At 35.5% G+C, this 20,990-nt stretch carries 24 protein-coding genes and 1 riboswitch; of the genes, 8 read left to right on the top strand and 16 right to left on the bottom strand.

All coding sequences use genetic code 11. The features are described from left to right. Positions 1-150: 150 nt before the first annotated feature. The 4 genes from KIK00_RS22745 to KIK00_RS22760 all read right to left on the bottom strand — a co-directional run bounded on the left by KIK00_RS22745 (position 151) and on the right by KIK00_RS22760 (position 4,104). Positions 151-1,026: a LysR family transcriptional regulator gene (locus KIK00_RS22745; RefSeq protein ID WP_255814512.1), complete on the bottom strand. Its 876-nt coding sequence runs from the start codon at positions 1,024-1,026 to the stop codon at positions 151-153. 176 nt (positions 1,027-1,202) lie between these two features. Then, positions 1,203-2,510 (bottom strand): voltage-gated chloride channel family protein, encoded by a 1,308-nt coding sequence (locus KIK00_RS22750; RefSeq protein WP_255814513.1) that lies wholly within the window; start codon positions 2,508-2,510, stop codon positions 1,203-1,205. A gap of 31 nt (positions 2,511-2,541) precedes the next feature. Then, positions 2,542-2,609, bottom strand: a riboswitch (Fluoride riboswitch). Positions 2,610-2,725: 116 nt separating this feature from the next. Then, positions 2,726-3,562 (bottom strand): GLPGLI family protein, encoded by an 837-nt coding sequence (locus tag KIK00_RS22755; RefSeq protein ID WP_255814514.1) that lies wholly within the window; start codon positions 3,560-3,562, stop codon positions 2,726-2,728. Positions 3,563-3,636: 74 nt separating this feature from the next. Further along, a complete protein-coding gene (locus tag KIK00_RS22760) occupies positions 3,637-4,104 on the bottom strand; it encodes an acyl-CoA thioesterase (protein WP_255814515.1) in 468 nt (155 codons plus the stop codon). A gap of 121 nt (positions 4,105-4,225) precedes the next feature. On the opposite strand from KIK00_RS22760, the gene KIK00_RS22765 reads away from it, so the two are divergent. From KIK00_RS22765 to KIK00_RS22780, 4 genes are all read left to right on the top strand, one after another. Continuing rightward, entirely contained in the window at positions 4,226-4,579 is a 354-nt protein-coding gene (locus tag KIK00_RS22765) for an arsenate reductase family protein (RefSeq protein ID WP_255814516.1), read from the top strand. Positions 4,580-4,733: 154 nt separating this feature from the next. After that, a complete protein-coding gene (locus KIK00_RS22770) occupies positions 4,734-4,922 on the top strand; it encodes a hypothetical protein (RefSeq protein WP_047376855.1) in 189 nt (62 codons plus the stop codon). A gap of 86 nt (positions 4,923-5,008) precedes the next feature. After that, positions 5,009-5,575, top strand: a complete 567-nt coding sequence (locus KIK00_RS22775) for a Crp/Fnr family transcriptional regulator (protein ID WP_255814517.1) — start codon at positions 5,009-5,011, stop codon at positions 5,573-5,575. Continuing rightward, positions 5,526-6,107, top strand: coding sequence for a hypothetical protein (locus KIK00_RS22780; protein ID WP_255814518.1), 582 nt, complete (start codon positions 5,526-5,528; stop codon positions 6,105-6,107). The genes KIK00_RS22775 and KIK00_RS22780 overlap by 50 nt, the downstream gene beginning before the upstream one ends. 66 nt (positions 6,108-6,173) lie before the next feature. On the opposite strand, the gene gcvT is transcribed toward KIK00_RS22780, so the two are convergent. Genes gcvT through idi form a run of 3 tightly spaced genes read right to left on the bottom strand, consistent with a single transcriptional unit; the run spans position 6,174 to position 8,242 of the window. Then, entirely contained in the window at positions 6,174-7,250 is a 1,077-nt protein-coding gene (gcvT, locus tag KIK00_RS22785; RefSeq protein WP_255814519.1) for a glycine cleavage system aminomethyltransferase GcvT, read from the bottom strand. Positions 7,251-7,259: 9 nt separating this feature from the next. After that, the gene (locus KIK00_RS22790; protein ID WP_255814520.1) at positions 7,260-7,733 is read right to left on the bottom strand and encodes a hypothetical protein; all 474 of its coding nucleotides are present in this window, start codon (positions 7,731-7,733) and stop codon (positions 7,260-7,262) included. Then, positions 7,733-8,242 (bottom strand): isopentenyl-diphosphate Delta-isomerase, encoded by a 510-nt coding sequence (gene idi / locus KIK00_RS22795; RefSeq protein WP_255814521.1) that lies wholly within the window; start codon positions 8,240-8,242, stop codon positions 7,733-7,735. The genes KIK00_RS22790 and idi overlap by 1 nt, the downstream gene beginning before the upstream one ends. A 317-nt stretch (positions 8,243-8,559) precedes the next feature. Between idi and KIK00_RS22800 the strand changes: the two genes are divergently transcribed. Together KIK00_RS22800 and KIK00_RS22805 are read left to right on the top strand one after the other, a co-directional pair. Continuing rightward, complete coding sequence (locus KIK00_RS22800) at positions 8,560-8,970, top strand: phosphoheptose isomerase (protein ID WP_047376850.1); 411 nt, start codon at positions 8,560-8,562, stop codon at positions 8,968-8,970. Positions 8,971-9,056: 86 nt separating this feature from the next. Then, a complete protein-coding gene (locus KIK00_RS22805; RefSeq protein ID WP_047383423.1) occupies positions 9,057-10,016 on the top strand; it encodes a D-2-hydroxyacid dehydrogenase in 960 nt (319 codons plus the stop codon). A 71-nt stretch (positions 10,017-10,087) separates the two neighbouring features. Here the strand turns inward: KIK00_RS22805 and mscL are convergent, their stop codons facing one another. Beyond that, positions 10,088-10,465 (bottom strand): large conductance mechanosensitive channel protein MscL, encoded by a 378-nt coding sequence (gene mscL, locus KIK00_RS22810; RefSeq protein ID WP_255814522.1) that lies wholly within the window; start codon positions 10,463-10,465, stop codon positions 10,088-10,090. A 245-nt stretch (positions 10,466-10,710) separates the two neighbouring features. Here mscL and KIK00_RS22815 point away from each other — a divergent pair, with 245 nt between their 5' ends. Further along, positions 10,711-12,228, top strand: a complete 1,518-nt coding sequence (locus KIK00_RS22815; RefSeq protein WP_255814523.1) for an NAD(P)H-hydrate dehydratase — start codon at positions 10,711-10,713, stop codon at positions 12,226-12,228. A gap of 117 nt (positions 12,229-12,345) precedes the next feature. On the opposite strand, the gene lgt is transcribed toward KIK00_RS22815, so the two are convergent. Both lgt and yidD read right to left on the bottom strand, forming a co-directional pair. Beyond that, positions 12,346-13,149 carry a prolipoprotein diacylglyceryl transferase gene (gene lgt / locus KIK00_RS22820; RefSeq protein ID WP_255816702.1) on the bottom strand — a complete coding sequence of 268 codons (804 nt, stop codon included), beginning with the start codon at positions 13,147-13,149 and terminating at the stop codon, positions 12,346-12,348. 503 nt (positions 13,150-13,652) lie between these two features. Then, complete coding sequence (gene yidD / locus KIK00_RS22825) at positions 13,653-13,904, bottom strand: membrane protein insertion efficiency factor YidD (RefSeq protein ID WP_255814524.1); 252 nt, start codon at positions 13,902-13,904, stop codon at positions 13,653-13,655. Between the two features lie 102 nt (positions 13,905-14,006). Between yidD and KIK00_RS22830 the strand changes: the two genes are divergently transcribed. After that, positions 14,007-15,284 carry a replication-associated recombination protein A gene (locus KIK00_RS22830; RefSeq protein WP_255814525.1) on the top strand — a complete coding sequence of 426 codons (1,278 nt, stop codon included), beginning with the start codon at positions 14,007-14,009 and terminating at the stop codon, positions 15,282-15,284. A 50-nt stretch (positions 15,285-15,334) separates the two neighbouring features. Here the strand turns inward: KIK00_RS22830 and KIK00_RS22835 are convergent, their stop codons facing one another. From KIK00_RS22835 to KIK00_RS22860, 6 genes are all read right to left on the bottom strand, one after another. Next, positions 15,335-15,772, bottom strand: a complete 438-nt coding sequence (locus KIK00_RS22835; protein ID WP_255814526.1) for a hypothetical protein — start codon at positions 15,770-15,772, stop codon at positions 15,335-15,337. 115 nt (positions 15,773-15,887) lie between these two features. After that, complete coding sequence (locus KIK00_RS22840; RefSeq protein WP_255814527.1) at positions 15,888-17,765, bottom strand: DUF2339 domain-containing protein; 1,878 nt, start codon at positions 17,763-17,765, stop codon at positions 15,888-15,890. A gap of 59 nt (positions 17,766-17,824) precedes the next feature. After that, the gene (locus tag KIK00_RS22845; RefSeq protein WP_255814528.1) at positions 17,825-18,121 is read right to left on the bottom strand and encodes a hypothetical protein; all 297 of its coding nucleotides are present in this window, start codon (positions 18,119-18,121) and stop codon (positions 17,825-17,827) included. A 110-nt stretch (positions 18,122-18,231) separates the two neighbouring features. Further along, positions 18,232-18,951: a hypothetical protein gene (locus tag KIK00_RS22850; protein ID WP_255814529.1), complete on the bottom strand. Its 720-nt coding sequence runs from the start codon at positions 18,949-18,951 to the stop codon at positions 18,232-18,234. Positions 18,952-19,314: 363 nt separating this feature from the next. Further along, positions 19,315-20,163, bottom strand: coding sequence for a prephenate dehydratase (gene pheA / locus KIK00_RS22855; protein ID WP_255814530.1), 849 nt, complete (start codon positions 20,161-20,163; stop codon positions 19,315-19,317). Positions 20,164-20,437: 274 nt separating this feature from the next. Continuing rightward, on the bottom strand, positions 20,438-20,854 hold the full coding sequence (locus tag KIK00_RS22860; protein ID WP_255816703.1) for a thioesterase family protein: 417 nt from the start codon (positions 20,852-20,854) through the stop codon (positions 20,438-20,440). Positions 20,855-20,990: the final 136 nt, after the last annotated feature.

The raw sequence follows: 20,990 nt of genomic DNA on the forward strand, positions 1-20,990 counted from the left end.
AAATAGTATTACAAAGTAAATTGTATTTTGTTATATTGAATAACTAAAAGTTATAATTAAAATGTAAAATGTATTTCGGATAATCAGCCATAGTAGCTGCCTGGTCATTAATACTTTTTACATTAATACCTTGTACATCGTGCCAATCACTTACTCTGCAAATCTTAGGAAAAGCTTAATCAGCTCAGATTGGTCGCCTTTAGGCAGAATAAAATGAAAGTCTCTTTCAATGCTGAAGTTTTTAATGTCAATGACAGTCAGAACATTGTTTTTAAGTTCATTCAGGATGGTGCTGATAGATAGAAATGCCATACAATCTGAGTGAAGAAGATAGTTTTTAATACTTTCACTGCTTCCCAGCTGCATGACGGTATTCAATTCGTGGATATTAATTTCTTTCTCTTTAAGTCTGTTTTGTATAAACTCAAGAGTTCCGGAACCCTGCTCTCTGAAAATCAAATCCAGATGATAGAGATCTTTTAAGTTTAAAGTTTTATGAGCAAGAGGATGATCTGATTTTGCCGCCAAAACAATTTCATCAGGCTTAAAAGTCCTGTATTCAAAATAAGAAGACTGTGATTCTCCTTCAATAATACCAAGATCTATTTTTTCTTCTTTTAAAAGTGTTGAGATTGTTTCCGTATTTCCAGTAAGAAGCTCAATCTTAATATCTTTATAATAAGAATTGAATTTAGCTAAAATTTCAGGTAAAATATACTGTGCAATGGTTGTACTGGCCCCGATAATCAGTTTTCCTTTATGCTGCTGATTGATCTGGCTGATTTCAAACTCCACGTCACGGTAGATACTTCTAATCTTTTCTGCGTGTTCGTACAGAATCTTTCCACTCTGAGTCAGCTGAATAGAAGTTCCTTTACGGTCAAATAGCTTGGCGCCTATCTGAGTTTCAATTTCTTTAATGTGCTTGGTAACAGCGGGTTGTGAAATGTGAAGCTCTTCTGAAGCTTTAGTGAAACTTAATCGGGAAGCCACCGTATGGAAAACTTTTAATCTGTAATCGAACATGGGGTAAAATTACGAATTATAGTTGGAAATGGAGAAAGAGGTGTTGGTGAGTTTGAGAGTGGAAGGGTTTGAGTGTATAGCGAGGTTCGGGTTTCGGGATACGAAGTTCGAGGTTTAAGGTTGTGAGTAACCAGCAATTAAATAACCAGTAACCAGTAACCAGCAACAAAAACAACTCATAAAAAATCCGAAACAGACTTATCCTGTTGACTTTCAAATCTTCTGTTTTTTGCTTCTCCGATTTTCTGTTTGGTATAAATACTGTTGTTCCCTGAAAGAAGATAAGATACAACACAGGCAATAGCCACATACACGCCGCATTCTGTTCCAAATAATTCAATTCCCATCAGCATACAGGCTAAAGGAGTATTGGTGGCTCCTGCAAATACAGCTACAAATCCCATTCCCGCCAGTAATCCGAAAGGTAGAGGAATAAAGAGGGACAAAGCACTGCCTAATGTTGCCCCGATGAAGAACAATGGGGTAACTTCTCCACCTTTGAATCCAGCTGAAAGTGTGACAATCGTAAAAATCATTTTTAAAGCAAAATCATACAAAGGAAGCTGCTTTTCAAAAGATTCTACAATCACAGGAATTCCCAATCCGATATATCGGGTGGTGCCCATTGCAAAAACTGCCAAGGCAATGATAGTTCCTCCTACAACAGGACGAAGTGGAGGATATTTGATTTTTGATTTGAAAACAGAGCCTATCCAATGGATGAGTTTGCTGAAAGCCGCGGCACAGATTCCGAAGACTATTCCTGCCAGAATGCTGTATAGAATTGGCAAAAACTCAAGTTTCGGGATGAAATCAATATGATAATGGGTATGTTTTACATTCCAGAGATTAGTAGCCCAGTCCGCCAGAATTGCAGAAGCAAATGCAGGAAAGATGGCATTATAACGAATTCTTCCGATCAGAAAAACCTCAAGACCAAATACCGCTCCCGCCAGTGGAGTCCCGAAAACAGAACCAAATCCGGCAGCAATAGCAGCAATAATCAATATTTTTCTTTCATTTCTGTCAAGCTTAAAAGGTTTTGTAAGCTGATCAGCAATAGCACCTGCCATCTGAAGAGCTGTTCCTTCACGGCCGGCAGAGCCTCCGAATACATGAGTTGCCATTGTTCCGAGATAAACAAAAGGTGCCATTTTAAACGGAATAATTCCTTTGGGTTCATGAATAGTATCAATCAGCAGGTTGTTTCCCGCTTCAATATCTTTTCCGAAATAATAGTAAAGAAGTCCTATCAGGAATCCAGCTGCCGGAAGCAGTGCGATCAGCCAGAGATGATTTTCCCTGAAATTCGTTGCCCATTCCAATGATAGTAAAAATCCTGCTGAAGCGGTTCCCACCAATGCACCAATAATAATACTGATGAACAGCCATTTTAAAATATAGAGCAGAGCTGGAAATTTTCTGAAGAAAAAATGAGTGTGAAAAACTGCTTTTTTACCAAGTGTCCTTTGATGTTTTGACATAATAATCCTGATTAGTTATTTGTTAATAATCTTTTAATCAGGCGTCATCAGCTTTTGTAAAGCGGTTGGGTAAGGAAGAACACCATTTCCTTTTGCTTATGCAAATATAAAGAGAATTTGTTTTTCAAAAAGAAAAATAAATACAAATTTTATATTGAACTTTAGTTTGTTCTGTGCTATTTGTGAAAATATTAGTGTTTTTTGTGTTTGAAATTTTATTCTTTATAATGAATCGCCTTATCGATTTCAAGCGGATTATTATATTTTCTTATCACCTCCTGCATGCTTTTGGTTTGCGTATTCAGTTCATCCACATTATGGATTTCTTTTCCGTTGATATTAATTTTAAGATCATTGTTAGCTTTGCTAAAGTTGTTTCTTTCGAAAGCAAAAGGATCATTATAAAACTCCATGATCAGTTTATGCTTCTGTTTTTCATTGATAGAAATAGCTTTATTTCCGAAATTGGATTCAAGAAAATCATCTGTAGGATAAGCTTGTGCTAGTTCCTGGCTTTTGATAAGATGATAAATGAAATTTTTCTTTGTGTCAGACAGTTCAAAGATTAACCCCGGTAATCCACGGAATTTAAATGGCCCTTCATTAAAGGGAATATCTTTACAGAACCATGCAGTCCAGTTTCTTCCTCCGAATCGGGTAGTTGCCTTTTGTACAGTATAATTTTCTACTTTCCTGGTTTCATTAGAAATGGTCCAGTTTATTTTATCTGTAGTTTTAAAAGAATAATACCCATTTTTGATATTGATAAAATTTTCATTCTCAAAAGAATTAACCTTTCTTTTCACCACCTGTCCGGACATATCCGTATGGCTGGTATTCATACCGAATTTCTTATTTAACGAATCTGTAGTCATAAGATTTCTTCCGTAAAATTTAACCTCTTTTGGGGTAATATCCAGAATCATGTTCAGTTTTTCATAAGTGGTGTCTGTAGAATCCATCTTATATTGCAGTTCATAAATAAACCGATGTGTCTGAGATTGGATCAAAGCTACCATAAGCAATGCCATTAAGGTGAAAATACGTTTCATATATGTGGTTGGCTGTTTTTTGTTGCTAGGTGCTGGTTATTTTTTATTGCTTCCAGCATCCCGAAACTTGGTCTCTATAAAAAAGGCTTCATCTCATCCTCAATCTGCGTTCTCAGTTCCATCAGGCGTCTGGCATACATCTCCAGTTGTTTTTCTTCCTCTGTTTCTGGCGTCCACTTGGGTACAGGCAGTTTTTTGCCATTTTCATCTACTGCAACAAAAACGATGATACAGTGGGTTTTTTTCTCAAAATTCGGCTGTTTCAGGTTTCTGGAAAAGACATTGATGGCGATATGCATACTTGAGGTTCCGGTGTAGATCACCTGAGCGTCAACTTTTACCACTTCACCAATTTTAATAGGGTCATAAAAACGGATTCCGCCTACATAAACGGTGACAGAGTAATTGCCACTCCAGGTAGTCGCACATGCATAACCGGCCTGGTCAATCCATTTCATAACACTTCCTCCATGTACATTTCCTCCGTAATTAACATCTGAAGGCTCCGAAATAAACTGAAAAGTAATAGGCTTGTTCTGCATCTTTATAAAATTTTAATAAAGTTATTTAATAATTTCCAAAGTTTTAGATTAAATCCTACTTTTGAAAGACGAAAATTTCGATGAAAGAGAATTTTAACAAATAACAGATTTAGAAACCGTAATGAAGAAAGTATTTTATCTCAACACATGTGATACTTGCAGAAAAATTTTAGCCCAATTTGATCTTACAGACTGGGAACTTCGCGAAATCAAAAAAGAGCCAATAACGAAAGAAGAGCTGGCGGAAATGCATAAAAAAACAAAATCATACGAAGCGTTGTTCAGTAAAAAATCCACTCAGATCAAATTGAGAGGATTGGATGTAAAATCCTTAACAGAAAAAGATTTTAAAGAGTTGTTGCTGGATCATTATACTTTCCTGAAAAGACCTGTTTTTATTACAGATAAGGAAATTTTCGTAGGAAATGATAAGAAAAATGTTGAAGAGCTGCAGAAGTTCTTTGATGTAAACTAATAGATAGAGCTTTAAATAGTTAATCTGTCCGGTTTAATAATGATTTTTCATTATAGAACCGGATGTTTTTATTTTATTATATGTTGTAAGTTGTTGGTTTGTAGTATTTTTATTGTGATTTATAACTATATTTATAATCATTAAAATTAATAATATGAAAACAAACTTTTCAAAAACAAAGAATCTTAACAGATCAGCCTTAAAGGAAATTAACGGTGGATTAATACCACCTCTTGCAAACTGCTTTACTTTATGCGGGCCTGCAGGTGGAGTAATTTCCAATACACCGGGAGTAGGCGATGCCTGTAGCCCGGACAGAAAAGTCTGCTGTATCTGTAATTAAATGTAAAAAAAGAGGCTGGTATGGTCTCTTTTTTTTGTTTTTAAAGGTTAAATCCTAACTTTACTCTTCTTAATTTTACTATTTAAATGGAACAGATCCGGACCTATTTTGAAAAATCCGTTGTAATGTCTGATCAGGATTGGGAGTTATTTTCATCAAAACTGGAAAGACAGAAACTTCCTCGGAAGCAACATCTGATCACTGCCGGAAAGACGGAAAATTATCTTGCTTTTATAGAAAAGGGAAGTGTAAGGTTTTATATTCCCGGGGAAGAGGATGATTTTACATTTTCATTTTCGTTTGCTGGAGAGTTCGTAAGTGCTTATGATTCTTTTCTTACGAGGAAACCCTGCAGTTATCATATTCAGGCGCTTGAAGAAACTGTTCTTTGGCGTATTTCACATCAGGATCTCAATACAGTCTATGAGAAAACAGAAATAGGAAATAAAATTGGAAGGCTCGCCAGTGAAGGGCTTTATCTGGATAATTTTAAAAGAGAAATATCTTTGCTGACCCAAACTGCTGAAGAGCGATATCTTGTTTTATTTACAGAACAACCGGATATTTTAAAGTACATTCCTCTGAAGTATATTGCATCTTATATTGGAATTACTCCACAAGCCCTCAGCAGAATCAGGCGTAGAATTTCTTAACCTGGGTTCATTGTTTTGCCTGAACGGATGGCAGAACTTTGCAAAAAAAGAAATGCCTGAAGCTATTTTACCTATCGTTCTGATCATCTCTCTGATCATTTTTAAACTGACCCGTAAAGAGTATGAATTTGCTCTTTCGGCCAGAATCGCTATGGCAGGAATGCTTTTAACTGCCGGAATTGCCCACTTTGTATATACACAGGGAATGGCATTGATGATTCCTGAAATAATACCTTATAAAACGGAAATGGTTTATGTAACCGGTGTTTTGGAAATTATCGGAGCTGTAGCATTGCTGATTCCGGGATTTAAGAAAACCATAGGCTGGCTGCTTGTCGTATTTTTTGTTCTCATCCTTCCGGCTAATATATATGCAGCATTGGTACATGTGAATATGAAGTCGGGTGATTTTTCAGGAAGTGGAGTGTCTTATTTATGGTACAGAATTCCACTTCAGCTGGTTTTTATAGGCTGGGTTTATTTTTCCTGTATCAGAATTCCGGTAAATATGAAGCCTGAATTGGATGTATAATGAAGAATAAAAAAAGGATGTCTCAAAGTAGAGAACATCCTTTTTTGTCAATATCTTTTTGAACAATTATACAAAAGGAGCTTTTACCACTTTTGCGGGAATGTTCTTGTTTCTTACCTGAATAAAGATTTCAGATCCTAATTTGAAATGAGGTTTGTCAACATAAGCAAGACCCAAACCGATCTTTTTCATTGGAGACTGTGTTCCTGAAGTTACTTTTCCGATCACGTTTCCTTCAGCATCTACTACAGGATAATCATGTCTTGGAACTCCTTTATCAGTAAGTTCGAAAGCTACTAGTTTTCTTGTAACTCCTTCTTCTTTCTGTTTGGCGAAAGTATCTTTAGAAACGAAATCTTTGTCAAACTTAGTGATCCATCCTAAACCAGCTTCAATAGGAGAAGTCGTATCATCAATGTCATTTCCGTAAAGACAGAATCCTTTTTCTAATCTTAAAGTGTCTCTGGCAGCTAACCCACAAGGAATAATTCCTTCTTCTTTACCAGCATCCATTACCGCATCCCAAAGTTTTTCGGCACTTTCGTTATTGAAATAAATCTCAAAACCACCGCTTCCTGTGTATCCAGTGTTTGAAATAATCACATTATTTTCTCCTGCAACACTTCCCACTGTGAAATGGTAGTAAGGAATTTCTGAAAGATTTACCTCTGTAAGCTTTTGAAGAATTTCAGTCGCTTTAGGCCCCTGAACTGCCAATAATGACATCTTATCAGAAGCATTGGTCATTGTAGCCCCGAAAGTATTGTATTTTGAAATATGATTCCAGTCTTTGTCAATATTGGATGCATTTACAACCACGAAATATTTGTCATCTTCCATTTTGTAAACGATAAGGTCATCTACAATCCCTCCGTTTTCGTTCGGAAGACAAGAGTACTGAGCTTTTCCGTTTTCAAGTGCATCTACATTGTTGGTAGTTACAAACTGTAAAAGGTCTTTTGAACCCGGCCCTTCGATGAAAAACTGTCCCATGTGGGAAACATCAAATAATCCTGCTTTTTCTCTTACTGCAAAGTGCTCTTCTGTAACCCCTGAATATTGAACAGGCATTTCAAAACCTGCGAAAGGTACGATCTTAGCTCCCAAAGAAACATGTTTGTCGTACAAGGCTGTTTTCTTCATATTTAATTTTTATTTCTTTATTTTAAAACTGTTAAAAGTCTCATTGAATTGGGTCATGTAGTTTCCGTTCCAGAATTTCTGGCCACAGTTGATGGAAACTAAGTATAAGTTTTTGTCTTTTTGAAAAACTTTGGTGATCCAGAACAGCTTTTCTTTTTCATCAAAGTATTCATATAGATATTCTGTATATCCTTTTTGGCTTCTTTTATCTTTTACTTTGTCCTCTTGATCTTGTGAATGATAAAGTGCCAGGATGAATTTTTTAACTTCTTCTTTTGAAAGTGCTAAATCATGATATTCCGAAATCGTAATAGCGCCGATCTGGCTGGTAGGAAAAATATTGATGATCTCACTGTCATTTGTAGATCTCCAGCCGTCAGGAACATGAATAGAGTAGTTGGAATTTTCATATACTTTTGCTTTTTGGGCAAAAAACAGGCTTCCCGTTAAAATTGCAGAAAAAAACAATATTTTTTTCATCATTAAAAATGGTGTTTATATTCTTCGAGGATGATTTTGAACCATTCGGTAAAGTTTTCAGGATGTTCGGAAATTTCTTTATCCAGATCTTCCATAGAAATGAATCTTACTTCTTCCACTTCTTCTTTATTTAAATTGAAATCAGCTTCGTGATTTCCCACAAATACATGATCCAGCTCGTGCTCCCAAAGGCCGCTACCTACATCTGCTTTATAAATAAAATTGAATTTTTCCGAAAGTTCTGCCTCAATTCCGAGTTCTTCCTTTAATCTGCGTATTGCCCCTTCCTTATAAGTTTCACCATGTCTTGGGTGTGAGCACACAGCATTGGTCCATTGATTGGGAGAATGGTATTTTCCTGAAGCTCTTTTCTGAAGAAGCATTTCTCCTCTACTGTTGAACAGAAATACAGAAAAAGCACGGTGTAACAGGCCATTGATGTGAGCCTGCTGTTTTTCCATCAGTCCTAAAACTTCATCTTCAGGATTTACTAAAACTACAAATTCTTCCATTCCTACAAATGTAAGAGTAATAAATGTATTTTGGAAATTTTTAGATAAACATCATGCTTTTTGTATAATGTTGAGAAGGCAGAGTATGTTTTCGGCAAATCTGCAAATTCACTTTGTCTTTTTTATCTGTTCTTTATTATATTACTCATAAAAAGAAACATCAAAACGAAAAATTTTAACTATTTGTAATAAAATGATTAATAAAATATTGATATTATTCTTTAAATAATAGTTTTTGTAGTATATTTTTAACTTAAACTAAGATTAACGTGCCTGATAGTTGTAAAAACGCTAACTTTGTTACTTAATATTTAGTAATGGAATTAGAATACATTGAACACATTAGTCCTATTCTAAAGGATGGCGTAAAAAATTACTTAATAGATATCGACGGAACCATTACAGATGACGTTCCCAACGAAGAACCGGAAAGAATGGTTACCTGCGAACCTTATCCTGATGCATTGGAAACTGTCAACAGATGGTATGATGAAGGGCATCAGATCTGCTTTTTTACTTCAAGAACCGAAAATCTGAAACAAATCACCATAGACTGGCTGGATAAGCATGGCTTCAAATATCACAGCGTACTTTGCGGAAAACCAAGAGGGGGAAACTATCACTGGATAGATAATCACCTGGTAAGAGCTACAAGATATAAAGGAAGATTTACAGATTTGGTAGAAAAGCAAGTGACCATTGAAGTATTCAAAGAAGACGGCGAATAAAAATATAATTCAAAGATTTAAAGATTAAATGTGAACCAGTTCCTTTAATTTTTAAATCTTTCATTTTTTAATATACTTGATATTTTATGAAAGTTTTAGCAAACGACGGCCTGGATCAATCTGGAATAGATGCATTGACAGAAAAAGGCTTTGAAGTGATTACTACAAAAGTTCCACAGGAATTTTTGGTAGATTATATTAACGAGCACAAGATCCGTACTCTATTGGTGAGAAGTGCTACACAGGTAAGAAAAGATATTATTGACGGATGCCCATCTATCGACATTATTGGCAGAGGTGGAGTAGGTATGGATAATATTGATGTAGACTATGCAAGAGAAAAAGGGATACATGTGATCAATACGCCTTCAGCTTCTTCGGAATCAGTGGCTGAACTTGTTTTTGCCCATTTATTTTCCGGAGCAAGATTTCTTCAGGATTCCAACAGAAAAATGCCTTTGGTAGGAGATACTGAATTCGGAAGTCTTAAAAAAGCATATGCTGCCGGTATCGAACTGAGAGGAAAGACTATTGGTATCGTAGGAATGGGAAGAATCGGTCAGGAAGTGGCAAGAATTGCTTTAGGACTTGGGATGAGAGTGGTTGCGGCTGATAATAATGTAGGAAAAGCCAGCATCAAAGTAAAGTTTTATAACAACCAGTTTATCAATGTTGATATAGAAACAGAACCATTACAGGAGGTTTTAAAACATTCAGACTTTATTACGCTGCATGTTCCGGCTCAGAAAGACGGCTATATGATTGGCAAGAATGAATTTGAAATAATGAAGGACGGAGTAGCTGTTGTCAACTGTTCCAGAGGGGGAGTTATTGATGAAGCAGCGCTGATTCAGGCATTGGATTCCGGTAAAGTAAGATTTGCAGGATTAGATGTTTTCATTAATGAGCCAACACCTTCTAAAGAAATCCTTAATCACTCTAAAATCTCCCTTACTCCTCACACGGGAGCTTCTACTCTTGAAGCACAGGACAGAATAGGACTTTCCCTTGCTGAGCAGATTTCAAGTATTTTACAGATTCAATAATCTGGAATGATATAGCAAAAGCACCTCCATGGAGGTGCTTTTACTTTGTAGATTGTTATCAGGTTTACTGATTATATATTTTTGCTTTTCAACAAATCTCTGATCTCTGTCAGTAATTTTTGATCATCTGTAGGTCCTGCAGGAGCCGGAGCCTCTTTTTTGTTGACTTTATTGGCTAATTTGATGATCCAGAAAAGAACCATAGCGATACAAAGGAAGCTGATTACGGCTGAAAGAAAGTTTCCATAAGCCACACCATTCCATGTAAGTTTTGAAATATTTTCTGCACCTGCTGCTTTTAATGCCGGATTGAGTATCAGAGGTGTGATTACATCTTCCACTAAAGACGAAACAATTTTACCAAAAGCCGCACCAATGATCACACCTACAGCCAAATCGAGAACATTCCCCTTAAAGGCAAATTCTTTAAATTCTTTTACAAATCCCATAATTTATATTTTTTTAATTAGTATATACACAAAAATATAATTTAAAAATGTAAAAAACACTAATTTTTATAGTTTTTTATTCCCAAAACATTGAATTTTATGATGAATTCTTAGAATTTGTTTTAATGAATATTTCAGCTTTTTACAGATCCTTTACTTCATTAATGAGGTCTCATTATTTTTGTTATTGACGTGGTATCATAATGAAAAATCTTTTGTAATTTGCTTAAAAGTTTGTTTTACCTATGAAAATTTTTACCGCAGAGCAGATACGCAGCTGGGATCAGTTTACGATTTCCCACGAGCCGGTTTCATCCATACAATTGATGGAAAGAGCTTCGATGGCAGTGGCACACTGGATTTCGGAACATTGTAAAAATCATAAAAAACTGGCTGTATTTTGTGGTAACGGAAACAATGGAGGAGATGGATTGGCAGTAGCAAGAATACTGTACCTAAAGGGCTTTGATGTAGATGTATTTGTAGGTGATTCCAAACGGAAATTTTCGGAAGATGCTTTGGTGAACCTGAAAAGGCTTCGTGATATGTCAGGAATTTCGGTCAGAAAATTTGATCAGATTGAACATTATAATTTTGATGATAAAACAATCATTATTGATGCCCTTTTCGGAACGGGTTTATCCAGACCATTGGAAGGTGAGTACAAAGAGATTGTTGAACAGTTGAACACCCGAAAGAATATTAAAATATCCATTGATATTCCTTCCGGATTGCCTGCAGATGAAATCTTCGACAATGCTTCCGTTATTCTGAAGTCTGATTATACCTTGACTTTTCAATGCTGGAAAAGAACTTTTCTCCACCCTGAAACAGGAAAGTATACCGGAAAAGTAGAAGTGCTGGATATTGATTTAAGCAATACCTATGCTGATACAGCTGCTACGGAATACTTTGTTATTGATGATCAGTTGATAGAATCATTATTCATGCCCAGACAGGAGTTTTCTCATAAAGGCAGCTATAGTAATGCCATCATCATAGGAGGAAGTTATGGGAAAATTGGAGCTGCTGTTCTGGCTACACAATCCGCCTTAAAAACCGGAGCTGGCCTGACGTTCACTCTGGCACCGGAATGTGGGTATGAGATACTGCAGACCTCATGCCCAGAAGCTATGTTTATAGCAGGAGGAAAGCAGTTTGTTACAAACTTTGAGGTAGATAAAGACTTTACCTGTGGCATAGGGCCTGGACTGGGAACTCATTCAGATACTGAGAAAAGGTTTCTGGATTTTCTGAAAAACTTTACAAGCCCACTCATTCTTGACGCTGATGCATTGAATATTATATCTAAAAAATTAGGAAATTTAAAATTAATACCCAAAAAATCAATCATTACTCCTCATCCGAAAGAGTTTGAAAGGCTTTTCGGAAGTACGGAAAATTCTTTTAAAAGACTAGAATTGGCCAGAGAAAAAGCAAAAGAATATAGTATTTATATCGTACTGAAAGATCATCATACACAAATTATTACTCCGGAAGGAAATGTATTTTACAATATAACCGGGAATGCAGGTCTTGCGAAAGGAGGCAGTGGAGATATCCTTACCGGAATTCTGACATCACTTTTAGCGCAGGGATATTCTGAAGAAGTAACCTGTATGTTGGGGGTGTGGCTTCACGGAAGATCGGCTGATCTTGCTTCAGAAAGGTATTCAATGGAAGCTATGCTTCCTACGGATGTTATTGGTGAATTCGGAAATGTTTTTGAAGAGCTGAACAGGAAAGTTGCGAGGAGCTTGTAATAGAACAAATGGACTGAATGGCTTTTTAAAATAAATTGAAAAGAAAAAGGCAAATTTGTACCGCTACAGATTTGCCTTTTTTATCTTAAAACCGGAGTTTTTCAATTTACAGTGTGCTTACGCTTTTTCAATGTATTCAGGTTTCTCGTTTTCTTCCGGAGTTATCTTAAACTTCTTAGAAACGATCATGATAATAACTCCCGCGATCATAAACGGAATAGAAAGTACCTGGCCTGTATTCAGACCACCAATCTGAATGAATTCGTCACCTTGCGGCTCTTTAAGAAACTCAACAAAGAATCTGATGGCCCAGAGGATAATAAAGAACAAACCGAACAACCATCCTTGCTGATATTTTTTATCTGTTTTTCTATATAGTATCCATAATAAAATGAAAAGAAGAACGTACCCTACAGCTTCAAATAGCTGGCTTGGGTAACGGGGTACGGTAAGACCATATTCGCTGCTTTGCTGTGGAAAAAGCAAAGCGAAAGGAGAGTTTGGATCTGCAGGTTTACCAACGATTTCAGAATTGAAAAAGTTCCCCATTCTTACAAAAGCACCTCCTAAAGCTACTACAATACCTAATCTGTCATAAACCCAGAATGGATTTTTTTTGATGATCTTAAATGAATAATAAAGTGTAGTGAAAATCAAAGCGATAGTAGCACCGTGACTTGCCAGTCCTGAAAATCCTGTGAATTTAAAACCATTTTTTGTGCTTATGGGTAAAAATACACTCCAGAAATCCTCTTTAAATAATTCCGGCTGATAAAAAATAACATGTCCTAGTCTTGCCCCAAGAATCGTCCCAATTAATGTCCATGTGAAAAGAGGTTCCAGATATCTTTGGTTAATATTATCAATCTTAAAGATTCTGGTCATTAAAACATATCCGAAACCAAATGCAAATACAAACATCAAACTATAAAAGTGAAGAGTAAATGATCCGATATGCAGGCCTTTTGAAGGATCCCATATTTTAAATGGAGTTTCAAGTTCTACTTTATCAGAATCTGTGATAGGTTTTGCAGATTTTACTGCATATTTGAACGTTGTAACATTTTCTTGAGTAGCAGGGACATTGATCAGCTTAAAGTGTTTATCAAAAAACTGATATTTGGAATCCTTGAATCTTGTCAATGCTGAAACGGCATAATTATAATAAGCAGGCTCAAGGCTTGATCCGTTCAGGATAACCACAACATTATTATTAATGGCTCTGTCCGGAAAAGCACTCAGGTCTCCCATCTCTGTGGTAGAATAGATTTTTACAGGAATATTGCTTCCGTTGATATCTAAAGTTCCGTCAGATAAACCTCCAGGGTATTCCTGTGCGAAAAGAAGCTGCGTTGTGAACGCCAACAGCACAAGATAAATTCTGAAAAAAATAGTATTCATTTTCTATTGATTTAATAGTTTGATTATTGACATTTATGTTTGGGTGGAACGGGATCATAACTGCTGCCTCCCCATGGATGGCATCTTAAAATTCTTTTAAATCCCAGCCAGAAACCTTTAAAGATCCCGTGAACCCGAAGAGACTCAATCATATAATGAGAACAGGTAGGTTCGTAGCGGCAGTTTTTGGGAAGTAAGGGCGAGATGAACCATTGGTAAAATTTTATCAAAATTACCAGCGGAAATGTAATGATTTTATTGAATGTAAGTTTCAAAACAATGCAAAAATAGGGTAAAAAAATGAAAATTAGTTTAATTTTGTTATAAGTTTCGGAGATCGAAAATCCGGAACATTGATCTTAAAAAATAGAATTACTTTGAATCAAAATATTCCATTAGCTGAAAAATTAAGACCCAAAACCCTGAACGATGTATTGGGGCAGGAACACCTTACCGGCGATAAAGGAACAATCAGAAAAATGATTGAAAATAACACCCTGAATTCGCTGATTCTTTGGGGGCCTCCCGGAACCGGGAAAACAACATTGGCTGAAATTATTTCAGAACAGTCAGGAAGAAAATTCTATAAACTCTCTGCGGTTTCTTCCGGAGTAAAAGATGTTCGTGACGTCATTGATGATGCCAAAAAACAGAACCTGTTTTCAGGAAAATCACCTATATTATTTATTGATGAGATTCACCGTTTCAATAAATCCCAACAGGATTCATTGCTGCATGCAGTAGAAAAAGGCTGGATTGTACTAATAGGAGCGACTACAGAAAATCCAAGTTTTGAAGTGGTTTCAGCTTTGCTTTCAAGAAGTCAGGTCTATATTTTAAAAGCTTTAAGTTATGAAAAGCTTGAAGAGTTGATTGATATTGCTTCTGAAAGATATAATAAAGATGAAGGGACTGATTTTAAAATCTTTGAAAAAGAAGCTTTTATTCAATATTCAGGTGGTGATGCTAGGAAATTAATCAATTCTGTAGAATTGGTTTTGAATCAATATAAAAACTCCGGTACAACGGAAATCATTAATTCCGATGTTCTTGAAGTTCTTCAGGAAACAATGGCGCTGTATGATAAAAACGGCGAGCAGCATTATGATATTATTTCAGCCTTTATCAAATCAATGCGTGGTGGTGATCCTAATGGAGCTGTTTATTGGCTGGCAAGGATGATTGCCGGAGGAGAAGATATTAAGTTTATTGCCCGTAGAATGCTTATTCTGGCTGCTGAGGATGTAGGACTGGCTAATCCGAATGCGCTGGTGGTTGCTAATAATTGTTTTCAGGCAATCAATGTGATCGGGAATCCTGAAGCGAGAATTATATTAAGTGAAACAGCCGTATATCTTGCGGTTTCTCCTAAAAGTAATTCTGCTTATATGGCCATTAATGGAGCGCTGGCTTTGGTGAAGCAAACCGGAAATCTGCCGGTCCCGCTTCATTTGAGAAATGCTCCTACAAAACTGATGAAAGATCTGGACTATGGAAAAGAATATAAATATGCACATTCTTATGAAGGAAATTTTGTAGAACAGGACTTTCTTCCTGAAGAAATAAGAGATGCAAAATTGTATGAGCCCGGTAATAATTCTACGGAAAAGAAGATATATGAGGAGCTTAAGAAAAAATGGAACAATAAATATTAAAAATAAAGAAGGATGCTAAAAAATGGCATCCTTCTTTTATTGTATTCAATTTACTCGGTAGTATAGATAAATAATGTTTTCTTACCGTTGTAATCTTTTGTTTCTGCTTTTTTCTTGATCTCAGGATAGATCATTGTGCTGGTATCTGTAAATTCATAGCCTTCAATAAATACCGGATTGTCTGCCGGGATATTATATTGTGCATTCATATTGGATAATGACATTCTGTCAAATATATTTTCTCCGTTTTTGAATTTGTATTCAGTCACCCCTTTTGTAAAAACTGAACTGTATTTTTTTAAACTTTGGGGAAGACTTGCCGGGGTATTGTATACTTTAGAAACCTGCAATACGTTCTTTTTCGCATTGAACAATTCTACTGTTCCGATAGCGTTGTCAGCAACTGCAAACTTCACAGCAGGATTTTTTTGCTGTGCAGATAAAGTAGCAGAAGATAGTATTAAAAAAGAATAGAGTAATTTTTTCATAATCAGAATATGTAACTGTTAAAAACGTGATAAATATAGTTATTTTTTATAAAATGTGAATGAAATCTTAAATTGTTTTACATTTTATTTATAATAAAAACTTTTATCTTGATTATCAGTCTGCGGTTTCCTTACTTTTATCTTTTTTATCCACCATATTTCTGATGATGTTTTTCAGGCGTTGGAAAGCGAAAGAACTTAATAGTAAGATAATTCCGAGAGCGATAAAGGCACTGATTCTAGAAATATTATCCATTTGCCATACATCATAACCGTAGAGTTTTAAAACCATAAGCCCTATCAATGCAAAACCAATCTTGTTGTATTCCTGGATATTCTTTTTCAAACCCGTGTAAATAAAAATACTGGCAAGAATGGTCCATACAATAGGAAGGTAAAGAATATTGAAGTGTTCGCTTGCTTCATAAGAATGAGGAATGTCATCAGAAACCATTAAAACATAGGAATGATGAAGCTCACAGCTTATGGAAATGATAAGTGCCAAAGACAGAATCCAGTAAGAAATCCGGGCTTTATGGAATTGTGATGATGGAATGATTCTGGAACATACATATATAAAAGGAATCCACTGAAGTAGATGCAGTAAGTAAAAACTTAAGTTGAGTTTTTTTGTTAAAACAGCTGTGACCACTGGTAGTGTAGAAACTGATGTATTAAGGATTATCAGAAAGAAAAACAGATAAATCAGAACGGTCTGAATATCACTTCTGATATTCAGTTGTTTTCTGAGAAGTAATAATATAAAAAGATAATAAATACTGAATAGCAGTCCTATGCTGACAATTGCTGACCAGGGCATTTCTGAAACATGGTATATGATTTCAAGAAGAAAACTGATATAAATGATTCCATAACTGATCATGGTAATAAGATCTTCAAGAATGGGATTGACTTTCTCCTGTGACTCTTTTCCTGTATTTCTTAATAAATATAAATTGATCATTATGGAAATGATGGTAAACGAACTGGTAATAAATGGGGGATTGAATATGATATTAAAATTTGTTGTCCCCAGATACTCTGTCCAGGTTATAATCTGAGCGATTATCACCAATGGGAAAAGAATGTAAAAGAAAATCTTGAAAATTTTATGACCTGTTTTTTTCCAGATGAAAAGCAGCAGGGTGGTTTCTATTGCCCAGATACTGGTAATGAGGTGGGTTTTAAACTGAACGGCTACAGCAGTAGTGATAAGGCTGGTAACGAGCCCAGCAAATACAGAATAAGCAACTCCGAAGTTTTTTCGTCTATGTTCTCTAAAGAACAGAATGGAATTGACTGCTGCGAAAATAACTGGAAAAATAATTGGAGGTTCATAGGCTAATGTATCAAAAATATAGAGTAGTCCAAGAACGCTTGAAAAATTTGCAAAAGCTAGTATTAGAATATCAGATGTTGAAAGTATATTTTTCCTGATATAATCTTGCAGGGCAAAAAAATAGAAAATCACATAACTTATCATATAAAAAGTAATGCTTAAGAGCTCTGGACTCTCGTTTGTCCAGTAAAAAAGATAAGTGGTTGTAAAAATATAGGCAGTCCATCCCACACTTTTCCAGTGTTGAAGAAAAGAGACTACCAGCATTCCAATATTTAAAAGAGTCAGATAAATAAAAAGGAAAGGGTAGTTACTTTGCCCGGTACTTATCATCAAAGGGGCGCTGAAGCCTCCTATTAATGAGAAAATGATTAAGACTTCACTTTTATAATAATAGGATAGAATAATAGATGCTGCCGTAATCAGTGCGGTGATTACAAAAGCTGTATTCTGTGTAAAAAGATGATATTCCCGGAAGGCAATGGTTGCGGTGAAATATAGTACAGCAATCCCACCTCCGGTTATTATAGATGCAAATGCTGTATAGTTCTTTCTGAGGAAATGTCCTATAATGATAATTCCTGCTCCGGTACAAAAACCAATACCTGCTCTTGCTGTTTCTCCAATCCAGTTTTTATCAATAGCATACTTCACAAAATAACCGATTCCGAGAACAAGAGTGAAAATACCAATGATGGTAAGCGCATTTTGTTTTAAAAAATCAAAAACAGGAGCCAGCCAGTCTTTTTGAGCTGATGTTGGGATTTCTCTTCATTTTCTTCCCCGTGTTTTATTTCTTCAGGAGCAATTTGATGAGATTGTACTTGCTGAGGAATAATAGTTTCTTCCGTTGAAGTTTTTTTATGGGTTACTTCGGATTGAGCCGCGGCCTTATTGATTTTATAATTAAGGTCAGTGATTTCCTTTTCAAGTCTTCTGATTTTAGTATTCAGATTGTTGAAAATGATGAAGATTACTATAAGTATGATGACAGCAACAAATTCATTCATTTCATTAGTTTTATCAAATATAAAGAAATGTTTGAAAAGCTATTTAAAAAATTAACCCATCACAGTATAAGTGGTGGGTTAAATGGTATAGATAACTAACAATATGTTTACTAGTTGGATATTTTGTAAATGGAGAAAGATGTAGTACTCGTTGATAATAATGTTAAGCTAATACCTGGATCAATAAATCCAAAGTTTACTCTATCACCTGCCTGGAAAGAATATAGTGCATTAATATGACTGTCCGAGATAGTTAAATTAGCCACTACAAGATTGACACCACTGAAGAGACGGGAGTCTATTAATGTAGTAACGCCGGCTCCGGCTCCTCTTGTTCTGGTGATTCCAATACCAGTACCACTACTTAATAAAGAAGCTTGAAGTCCTGTTCCAAAACGGAATGAATATGATACAGCATATATTCCGTCTGATGGTATTGTATAAGCTGAAGTGGTATCATTGAATAAAGCTGCACTACCTATGGTTCTTTCGGATGCTAAAAAATTAACAGGTTTGAAATCTCCCAATACACCTACGGAAAGGAGACTGATGCCAGTACTTTTTTTTGCAGAATATACGGTAGTATTGGTAGTATTAGTTCCTGATGCGGCTATTAATAATGCTGGGTCTACGGTGTAAACCTGAGTGCTTCCCTGGTTAATTGCTAAAACCTGATAGCCAGGTAATGACGTAGCTGCGGGTGTATCTCTAACTTTCAGTGTTCCATTAACATCTAAAGTTGCAGATGGAGTAGCTGTATTGATGCCAACTTGTGAAAATAAAGGTAAGGTTGCGCATGCTAACATTAAGCTGTAAAGTTTAGTTTTCATGATCAAGATTTTTAATTAGTTGCTAAGCAAATATACAACAAAAATCATACCCGACATTGTGAAATTTATAATTTTAATATTAATATGATGTAATATATTTAAACATATGTTTATATTTTAGGTAATATTACTGTATAATTTAATTACGAGTTATTATATTTATTTTATAATTAATCGTCTGTTTATAAGGTGTTTAAAGAAAAGTATTTCTCCCTATTGTGTGGGTTATTTTTTTAATAAAAGAAAGGTGTTAAACACCGGATATTTTTTTATAAAAATTGTTTTTTTTCCGGTTTTTAATTGGTTTAAAAACAAAAACACTGCTTCGATGGCAGTGTTTTAAGTGTATTTATTGATTTTTTTCTAGCTTTCTAAGAGGAATTCCTTATAGTTTCCAAGAAAATCAACATTAGCATTAATAGATTCAAGCTCTTTGAGAGCATTACCATGTAATACTTCTTCCCAAGGTCCTTCCACATTGATAAAGAAGAAATAGTTGCCCAGTCCTGTCTTTAATGTTCTGGATTCAATTTTGCTGAGGTTCATCTTTCGCCATGCAAAAACCGATAAAACCTGATGTAGCCCGCCTGGATGATCTTCCGGAAGAGTTATCAGCATTCCTGCTTTTTCTCCTAAAGTTTCCAATTTATCATTTTGGTACTTGTTCCGCTGTTTAGAAATGATGATGAACCGGGTATGGTTTTGTTCAAAATCCTGAATATTACGGTTGATGATCTTTAATCCATATAGATTAGCAGCAAACTGATTGGCTACTGCAGCAATAGTAGCATCCGGATTTTCTGAAACAAATTTCGCAGCGGCAGCTGTAGAAGAAAAATCCTGCTTCGGAATCTCCTTATAATGTGTATCCAGAAAATGGAAGCTCTGTGCCAGTGCCTGCGGATGCGAATATATTCTTTCAATATTCTCAATAGAATTTTCCGGGTGAATCATCAGGTGATGCGCAATAGGCATTACCGCTTCTGCTTCAATTTTAATAGACGGGGTTTTATATAAATAGTCCAGCGTCATAGAAACTGTTCCCTCAATAGAGTTTTCCAGCGGTACAACAGCTTTTACTGCTTCTCCGTTTTCAACAGCCTTAAAACAATCCAGAATACTGGCTTGTGGTAATAACTCTTCATCAGGAAACAGCTGTGCTGCGGCAAGCTGGGTGAAACTGGCATGAGGTCCCAAAAATGCAATCTTCATAATATAATATATAGGGGATGATTAAAATAAAGGTACAAAGGTGCGAATTAATTCATAAATAGGGTTCAAAGTTCAAGGTCTAAAGTTGAGAATTTTAAGTTGAGAGTTGATAGCATAAGCTGCTGGTTTCTTTTTGTTGCTTGTTTATTAGGCTGTCATTATCTTGAATCTTTACTGTCCATTAAAAAAATCACCATTCACTTACGAAGCAAAATTCACCATTGGTATCAATAGGCTTCTGCCGATATTTCACAGAATATTTCCCTAATCTTTATCATCTAATCTCTTTCCAATTCTTCTCTATCATTTCCATCAGAAAATCGGGACACTTGATGATCTTGTTGGTTTTTGCATCCAGAAAGAATAGAGTAGTGGAAGCTTCTGTTATTTTAATATGCTCTTCATTATAAATTTCATATTCAAATTCGATCCTTACTCCCGGAATTTTTTTAACATAAGTATGGATTTCTAATTTTTGATCATACAAAGCTGGTCGGATATACTTAATTTTATAGTCTGAAACAGGAAGCCAAATTCCTTGGTTTTCAATTTCATCGTATGAAATTCCTATGCTTCTGAAGAGCTCAACTCTCCCTACCTCGAAGTACGTTGCATAGTTGCCGTAGTATACGTATTTCATTGGATCTGTTTCTGCGTAACGTACTCGTATTGAGTGTGTTGTGTGTATCATTTTAGGTACTAAATTATACATACAAATATATTTTTAAATAATCAATAGCTGCAATATTTTTTTTTGAAAAGAAAAAATTGGACCTTTGTCTTCCTTCTAAACACAGTACAAACAAAGAATAATCGGGGCATAAAAA

This window comes from Chryseobacterium sp. MA9 (assembly GCF_024399315.1).
In the GTDB taxonomy this organism is placed as follows: Bacteria; Bacteroidota; Bacteroidia; order Flavobacteriales; family Weeksellaceae; genus Chryseobacterium.